Origin of the sequence: Enterovibrio qingdaonensis, from assembly GCF_028683135.1 — a bacterium.
In the GTDB taxonomy this organism is placed as follows: Bacteria; Pseudomonadota; Gammaproteobacteria; order Enterobacterales; family Vibrionaceae; genus Enterovibrio; species Enterovibrio qingdaonensis.
This window is the reverse complement of sequence record NZ_JAJUBB010000045.1, coordinates 1-4,331: the sequence shown is the minus strand read 5'-3', so window position 1 is coordinate 4,331 and position 4,331 is coordinate 1. Positions and strand designations below refer to the sequence as shown.

The window sequence follows — 4,331 nt, the reverse complement described above, 5'->3', positions numbered from 1 at the left end:
TCAATCAATGACGGCTTTTTTCAGAATTTATGAAGCACTAAGGCTTAGTGTTCACGTGTAGCGCGGAAGCTAACGTCTGGATGACGTTCTTGAGTCAGGCTCAGGTTTACCATGGTTGGTGCGATGAACGTTAAGTTATCACCACCATCCAGTGCTAAGTTTGACTGGTTCTTACGCTGGAACTCGTCCAGTTTCTTCGCATCAGAACACTCTACCCAACGTGCGGTCGCTACGTTTACTGGCTCGTAAATAGCCTCAACGTTGTACTCCGATTTCAAACGCGCAACAACCACGTCGAACTGAAGTACACCGACTGCGCCAACAATCAGGTCATTCGAGATCATCGGACGGAACACCTGAACGGCACCTTCTTCTGACAACTGTACAAGACCTTTTAGCAATTGTTTTTGCTTTAGAGGGTCACGAAGGCGAATACGGCGGAACAGTTCCGGCGCGAAGTTTGGAATTCCCGAGAACTTCAGATCTTCATTTTGAGTGAACGTGTCACCAATTTGAATGGTACCGTGGTTGTGAAGGCCAATGATGTCACCCGCAAATGCTTCAGCTGCACGCGAACGGTCACCCGCCATAAAGGTTACCGCATCCGAAATAGACACCATCTTACCTGTGCGCACATGCTTCATTTTCATGCCTTGGGTATATTTACCCGATACAATACGCATGAACGCAATTCGGTCACGGTGTTTTGGATCCATGTTTGCCTGGATTTTGAACACGAAACCGCTGAACTTCTCTTCGCTAGCTTCTACTGAACGCTCGTGAGCTTGACGGGCAAGTGGAGCTGGAGCCCAGTCAGTCAAGCCATCCAGCATATGGTCAACACCGAAGTTACCCAATGCAGTACCAAAGAATACTGGGGTCAATTCACCTTTCAGGAAGAGCTCTTGGTCAAACTCATGTGATGCACCCAATACAAGCTCTAGCTCTTCACGCAGTTGCATCGCAAGGTCTTCACCAACAGCGGCGTCCAACTCCGAGTTATCAAGACCTTTAATAATGCGTTGCTCTTGAATAGTGTGACCTTGACCTGTTGAGTACAAAATCGTTTCGTCACGGTGAATGTGATAAACACCCTTGAACTCTTTACCACAGCCGATAGGCCAAGATACTGGCGCACATGCAATGTTCAGCTCGCTTTCAACTTCATCCATCAACTCCATTGGGTCGCGGATATCACGGTCGAGTTTGTTCATGAAAGTCACGATAGGCGTATCACGCAGACGCGTAACTTCCATTAGCTTACGGGTGCGATCTTCTACACCTTTCGCGGCATCAATAACCATCAAGCATGAGTCAACCGCCGTTAGGGTACGATAGGTATCTTCAGAGAAGTCTTCGTGTCCTGGCGTATCCAGCAGGTTTACCAAGCAATCGTTATACGGGAACTGCATGACAGAGGTAGTCACCGAGATACCACGCTCTTTTTCCATTTCCATCCAGTCAGATTTCGCGTGCTGGTTAGAGCCACGACCTTTTACCGTACCGGCTTTTTGGAGTGCATTTCCGAACAAAAGCACTTTTTCTGTGATCGTCGTTTTACCGGCATCTGGGTGCGAGATAATCGCAAACGTACGGCGTTTGCCGACTTCCAGCTGGAATGGAGAGTTTGTCATTGCTTGAGCTTTCCGGTTAAGCGGCAGGAAATTAACCCTATAGATAGGGCCCACCGAACATTGATTCAAATCGGCGGGTATTTTGTACGATCTTGAGCCGATACTCAACGACTATACCCAAGCAAGATAAAGAAGACCGTTTTTTCACTACGTTTCTGCATCAAACAAAGAACTGCAGAGCCTATAAGAACACATCACTCCGAACTGACCTATCGTGTTGCAACAACGCTTATCGTTAATAACAAAATGTGTCTCATCACCATGTAATTAGTCAAAGAAAATGCCTCTGATAAAAGAGTAGCGACAAATGATAACTTAATTTAGTTCACGAATTATCCATCATTTAAAAACCATTAATGAGGCAATTATCATAACCCACACTTTGATTACAATTTTATTACATAGATCTTCGGCACGGTATTTTGAAACGTAAAAATGTTTTCAATTCAAAACTTTCTTGCAAGAAATAACATAATTTTACAATCAACCTCACTGTTTTTGTGTGCATTTTTACCACACATCATTAACATTTGTTGTTTTGAGCTGTAAAATAAACGAAGCATATGTTTCTATTTGGAAACATGGATGGTTTTATAAATTTTCTTCTGCAGGAAGCGGCTCATGGATTCGATTACTACCCAACAGGCAGCAAAAGTAATTTCAGTAAACGGTAATGCATTCGTTAAGGTGAACGGGAAAGATACTCCCATTGCTGAAGTTTTAAACCTTAGTGCCGGTACTGAAATCTTTCTCCCTGAGGGTGCAAATGCTCTTCTTTCACTCGAAGATGGAAGTACATTCTCAATCGGCGAGCAAGACTCACCAGAGCAAGACATTTTTGACGCCCCTCTAGAAGACGAAATTGCAGCCATCCAGGCATTAATTGAAGACGGTGTCGATCCAACTCAAGTATTAGAAGCAACAGCAGCCGGAGGCAACGGTACCCCCAATGGAGGTGGTTCCTCGGACTTTGAGTCTATCGGTCGACAAGGTGGAGAACGAATTGCCCAAGCTGGGTTTGACACAAATGGCATAGATCGAGCGTTTAACACTGCAAGAATTGAACGAGAAGACAGTGGCGATTCATTTAACTCATTTGCCACATCTCCAGAACCGTCTCCAATAGCACCGACCAGCCCTGTTAATGCAACACTTAAGCTATCTTCATCTACTGACAATGTATCTGAAGACAAAGGAATCATTAGTTATAACGTCGAAATTGTCGATGATGAAGGTGCGCCACTAACCGTCGCTGCTGGAGAAACTGTGACGGTCACCATCACACTCCCAGATGGGACAAAGCAGGATATAACAATTGGCTCAGGCTCCAGCGAAGCCACTTATGAATACACCGTTGACGCCGATGATGTTTATAACGAAAGTGAAGAAGCAAGCGCTGCGATCAATAGTGTGTCCGGCGGAGAAAGCTTCGATTCCTTAACCACAGACTCAACCCCTGTTACCACCACCATCACTGATGATACGGATACCGTAACCGTTAGTCTGAAAGCTAGTACTCCCGAGGTTAGCGAAGATGGCGGGACCATCATCTATAACGTTGAACTGCGCGATGCCGACGGTAACTTAGTTACCGTCGCAGACGGCGACAGTGTTGAAGTAACGATACTCCTGCCAAACGGCTCACTTCAAAAAGCAATCATCGAAAGTGGTGCCTCTTCATCTAGTTTTGAGTTTGAGGTCAATCGCGATGATGTTTATTCCGGAAGTAGTTCCGCATCAGCCACAATTAACCATATTCAAGGTGGCGATGCCTTTGAGAGTCTTGAAGCAAGCTCCGACACCATCACAGTCGATGTAGTAGATGACAATGATGCACCAACGCTTACATTATCAGGCAATGAGTTTGTCGCTGAAGGGAAAAATGCAACATACACATTGACGCTATCAGAGCCAGCGGGTGAAGACATGACCATTACTGTGGTCATCGGTCATAAAACGACAGAGAGTGGTGACGTCGTTCCTGTTGAAAAAACGGTAACAATAAAAGCGGATACGACGAGTGTCTCTTTCGAAGTCGAGGCGTTAGACGACGACCTTTACGAAGCCGGAGATGATGACACATTTACCGTTAGCGTAACGAACGTATCTGGCGGTGGTTTTGAGGCACTCCCAACACTGCCAAATGCAGTAGAGACTGTTATTAACCCTGACGAAAACGACCGCCCAGACGTCGCGGGCATCACCAGCCCAACCGTGACCGAAGGAGACACGGCGACCTTCACGGTGACCCTGACCAACGAGAGTACCTCCGACACCACGGTCACGATGTCCTTGGCCAGCGGCAGTGCCGACAAGGACATCGATTTCACGGGTACCACGGTAAACGTCAACGGCAAAGAGGTATCGGTTAATCCTGACGGCACCTTTGAGGTCACTGTGACACCGGGTGACACCGAATTCACCGTGGACATCAGCACCACAGATAATCTGGATGCCGACGGCAAGCCTGTATTCGAAAGCACGGAAGACTTTACCCTGTCCGGCAAAACCGACAGCCAGGCAGACGCCGTTACGGGTACAGGTACCATCCTCGATAACGATGCACCTACCTTGAAGGTCACGGGTGGTGACGAAGTCAATGAGGGCCAAGACATCACCTTCAACATCGCGCTGTCCAACAAGGTCTCGGGCGACGTCGAATACACCTTCGACCTCGCTGAACAAGGAGTCGAGCGC

General features: G+C 47.0%; 2 protein-coding genes. One reads left to right on the top strand and one right to left on the bottom strand.

The annotated features are described in order from the left end of the window. Nucleotides 1-44 precede the first annotated feature (44 nt). A complete protein-coding gene (prfC, locus tag LRP49_RS24990) occupies nucleotides 45-1,634 on the bottom strand; it encodes a peptide chain release factor 3 (RefSeq protein WP_274146367.1) in 1,590 nt (529 codons plus the stop codon). Nucleotides 1,635-2,255: 621 nt separating this feature from the next. Here prfC and LRP49_RS24985 point away from each other — a divergent pair. After that, nucleotides 2,256-4,331, top strand: a 2,076-nt coding sequence (locus tag LRP49_RS24985; RefSeq protein WP_274146365.1) for a retention module-containing protein, incomplete at its 3' end; no start/stop codon positions are given.

Bases quoted from the DNA above. Each gene is read 5' to 3' on its own strand.
- prfC (WP_274146367.1), bottom strand. From the start codon at position 1,634: ATGACAAACTCTCCATTCCAGCTGGAAGTCGGCAAACGCCGTACGTTT.